This is a genomic window from Candidatus Chlorohelix sp., from assembly GCF_037138995.1.
Lineage (GTDB): Bacteria > Chloroflexota > Chloroflexia > Chloroheliales > Chloroheliaceae > Chlorohelix.
In genome coordinates this window covers 1-4384 of record NZ_JBAXHI010000088.1, presented here as the reverse complement: position 1 = coordinate 4384, position 4384 = coordinate 1, and the positions used below count along the sequence as shown (strand labels likewise).

The window sequence follows — 4384 nt, the reverse complement described above, 5'->3', positions numbered from 1 at the left end:
CCCCGCCTATAAGGATTCGGGCGTGGAGTGGCTAGGGGAGATTCCGCAGCACTGGGATGCGTTAAAAACTAAGAGGTTAACACTAGTAAAGAGAGGTGCTTCTCCCCGTCCTATAGATGATCCAATCTACTTTGATGATGAGGGTGATTACTCTTGGGTTCGAATTTCCGATGTTACTGCAAGTGATAAGTATTTACTTACTACGGAGCAAAAATTATCGGAAATTGGTAAAAGTAAAAGTGTGCCTCTTGAACCCGGAGAGCTATTTCTTAGCATAGCAGCCTCTGTGGGAAAACCCATCATTACAAGAATCAAATGCTGCATTCATGACGGTTTTGTTTATTTTGTTGGTCTAAAGCAAAATCGAGAATATCTTTTCTACTTATTTAGAGGCGGATCACTTTATACCGGTTTAGGTAAAACTGGTACACAACTTAACTTGAATACTGATACTATAGGTGATATAAAGATACCTATTCCACCCCTAGCCGAACAGCGTGCCATCGCCGCTTTCCTCGACCGCGAGACGGGGCGGCTGGATACGTTGGTAGCCAAAAAAGAACGCTTGCTAGAGCTTTTGCAGGAGCAACGCGCCGCCCTCATCTCCCACGCCGTCACCAAAGGGCTTGACCGCACCGCGCCAATGAAGGATTCAGGCGTGGAGTGGCTGGGGGAGATTCCAGCACATTGGGAAATTATACGGCTTAAAAATGTAGTTCAAATTAACCCGGAAGTTTTACAAGAAAATACAGATTCAGAATATCAAATTAAATATCTGGATATTAGCAATGTGGAGACAGGCGGTAATGTACTTGAGTTTCAAGAAATGGTTTTTGCCAATGCGCCTAGCCGAGCAAGAAGAAAAGTCAAGCATGGGGATACTGTTATCTCTACAGTCCGTACTTATCTTAAAGCTATTTCTTTTATAGATAATCCTCCGGGAAATTTGATTGTTTCAACCGGATTTGCTGTACTTAGACCTGAGTCGAGTATTGCCCCTGAATATCTTTTTAGAATTGTTCAATCAGAAGAATTTGTAAGTAGAGTTGTTGCTTATTCAGTAGGTGTTAGTTATCCAGCTATAGCACCCACTGAATTAGCCAGTCTAAAAATATGGATTCCACCCCTAGCCGAACAGCGTGCCATCGCCGCTTTCCTAGACCGCGAAACCGCCAAAATAGATACGTTGGTAAAGAAAATCGAAGAGGGCATAGCGCGGCTGAAGGAGTACCGGGCTGCGCTCATCTCCGCCGCCGTCACGGGCAAAATAGATGTGAGGCTTTAATAATGGACACCTCCGAGAAGAACTTTGAAGAGATGCTGGAGAAGGCGTTGCTGGCTGGTACAACCGGGCAGAGCGGGAAAGTAGGCGAACCGGTTGCCGCTTACGGTGAGTACCCACCCGGCGGCTACTATAAACGCTTGTCCGCCGACTACAATCGGGAGCTATGCCTAATTCCCGATGACCTGATCGCTTTCATCAAAGCCACCCAGATTAAAGAGTGGCTCAAGTATGAGAAATACTCTCCGGTAGAACCTGGCAAAGCCTTTTCCACTGAGGTTTCCAAGCAGGCAGGCAAGCATGGCACGCTGTATTTGCTACGCAAGGGCATCACGCTGTACGGCTGCGCTTTCAAGCTGGCATATTTTCCCCCCAACAGCGCGTTGAACCTCGAATTGCAAACCCTGTATGAGGGCAACATATTCTCGGTGGCGCGACAGCTAAAATACAGCCTTAAAAATGAGAACAGCCTGGATGTGGCGCTTTTTCTTAACGGCTTGCCGCTCTTTACTGCCGAGCTTAAAAACCCTTTCAAGGGGCAAAATGTCACGCACGCGGTACATCAGTACCGTTTTGACCGTGACCCCAAAGAACCGTTGTTGAGCGCGGGACGCTGCCTCGCCCATTTTGCGGTTGATCCTGATTTGGTGCAAGTTACCACCCAACTGGAAAGCGCAAAAACCCGTTTCCTGCCGTTCAATAGAGGCAAAAACGGGGGAGCGGGTAACGAACAGGTAATGGAAGGCTTTGCCACCGCTTATTTATGGGAGAGCATCTGGTCTAAACCCAGCGTCCTAAACCTGATTCAGAATTTCATACACGAGTTGGAGAGTGACGGCAAGCCCCGTTTGATTTTCCCGCGCTATCACCAATTGGAAGCGGTGCGGGGAATGGTGAAAGATGCGGCGGTGAGTGGAACGGGCAAACGCTATCTGATTCAGCACAGCGCGGGAAGCGGCAAGAGCAATACCATCGCGTGGCTGGCGCATCAACTTTCGGTGTTGCACGACTCTCTGGATAAGCGCGTATTCGATTCGATTATCATAATCACCGATAGGCGCGTTTTGGATAAACAGCTTCAAAATACTGTAAGCCAGTTTGGGCAAACTCCCGGCGTGGTAGAAAATATTGATAAGAACTCCAAGCAGTTAAAGAAAGCGTTGGAAGACGGCAAAACTATTATCATCACCACTCTTCAAAAATTCCCGATGATAATGGCGCAAGCAATCGAGTTAGCGGGGAAACGCTTCGCCCTGATAATTGATGAGGCGCATTCCTCCCAGAGCGGGGAGAGCAGCAAAAGCCTTAAAAAGGTTCTGGCAGTCGCCTCGTTGGAAGAAGCAGAGCAAGAAGACAGCGCGGCAGAAAAAGCCGACGACCTTGAAGACAAGATTATGACGGAGATAAAAAAGCGCGGTCAATTGCCCAATATCAGCACCTTCGCCTTTACCGCTACCCCGAAAGCCAAAACGCTGGAGCTTTTCGGCACAAAAAAAGCGGACGGCAGCTATGTCCCCTTCAGCCTGTACAGTATGCGGCAGGCTATCGAAGAGCGTTTTATCCTCGATGTATTGGAAAACTACACCACCTATAACACTTACTGGAATTTGCTCAAGAAAATAGAAGATGACCCCCAGTATGATAAAGCCAAAGCCTCCTATCTGCTGCAATCGTTCGTAAATCTAAACCCTTATGCCATCCGCAAAAAGGTAGAAATTATTGTCGAGCATTTCGCCGAAAATGTGAGAGATAAAATCGGCGGCAAAGCCAAAGCCATGATTGTTACCAGTTCGCGCCTTCATGCGGTACGCTACAGGCAAGAAGTAGATAAATATTTTGCAGAGAAAGGCTACAAATTCAAAGCGCTGGCGGCATTCTCAGGCACGGTCAAAGATGGCGGTTTAGATTACACCGAAGCCGGAATGAATCATATTCCAGAAACGCAAACCGCGGAAAAATTCAAGGAGGCTGAATATCGCTTCCTGATTGTCGCTAACAAATTCCAAACCGGCTTCGACCAGCCCCTACTCCACACCATGTACGTGGATAAAAAGCTAGGCGGGGTGAATGCGGTACAAACCCTCTCTCGCCTGAACCGGGTACACCCTGAAAAGAATGAAACTATGGTACTGGATTTCGCCAATGAAACAAAGACCATCCAAGATTCCTTTCAACCCTATTATGAGCGCACCATTCTCAGCGAAGGCACCGATCCTAACCTGTTATACGATTACCAGACCAATCTTTCAAAATTCCACCTCTATAGTGATGAGGAAGTAGATCAATTTGCCGCCATCTTTTATGATGCGAAAGCTACTCAGGATAAGCTTCACAACTTTCTCACCCCCATCATTGACCGCTATAAAGAACTAGAAGAGCAAAAACAAGTTGATTTCCGAGGTAAACTGATCGACTACATCCGGCTTTATGCCTTCCTATCCCAAATACTGCCTTTCGCCGATACCAGCCTCGAAAAATTGTATGAATTTGGAAAATTGCTACAGCGTAAATTGCCGATTCAAAGAGACGTCTTGCCATTAGAAGTACAACAGGCAATTGACATAGAGTCGTATCGGGTACAGGAAACCACTAAGGGCAAGATAAAGCTGAAGGCGCAAATAGGTGAACTTGATCCAATCAAAGAAAAGCAGGATTACGGGGTCAAACCGGAAGATATAGAGCCACTCTCTCTGATAATTTCTGAACTCAATAAGCGCTTTGGCACAGAGTTTGGGGATGAGGATAAATTGCTTATCAATAATCTTGAGGAAAAATTACATGAGGACATTTCTTTGAAAGCCAGTTTGAAGGCAAGTTCCACAGAGAATGTGCGCTTAACTTTCGAGAAAAATACCAAAGAGTATCTTCAGGAATTTCTGGACAAAAACTTCAAATTTTATAAGCAGGTAAACGATAATCCTGATTTTTCAAAGCTTCTTATGGATTGGCTTTTCAAGCGCTATTTAGATAGAAATGCCGCCTGAGATCTTATGTGTTTCTCAGATAAACACATTTGGGAAAATCTCCGGTGGTTTTAGAAATCCGCCACATAGATATATACTAATGATGAAGAGTGATTAAGGGGACAAATTCCCGCGAATA

Annotated in this window: 2 protein-coding genes; both read left to right on the top strand. The window is 45.9% G+C overall.

From position 1 onward, the window contains the following. Nucleotides 1–1285, top strand: a 1285-nt coding sequence (locus WCK19_RS18230) for a restriction endonuclease subunit S (RefSeq protein WP_342398832.1), incomplete at its 5' end; no start/stop codon positions are given. Nucleotides 1286–1287: 2 nt separating this feature from the next. Further along, complete coding sequence (locus WCK19_RS18225; RefSeq protein WP_342398831.1) at nucleotides 1288–4266, top strand: DEAD/DEAH box helicase family protein; 2979 nt, start codon at nucleotides 1288–1290, stop codon at nucleotides 4264–4266. Nucleotides 4267–4384 lie beyond the last annotated feature (118 nt).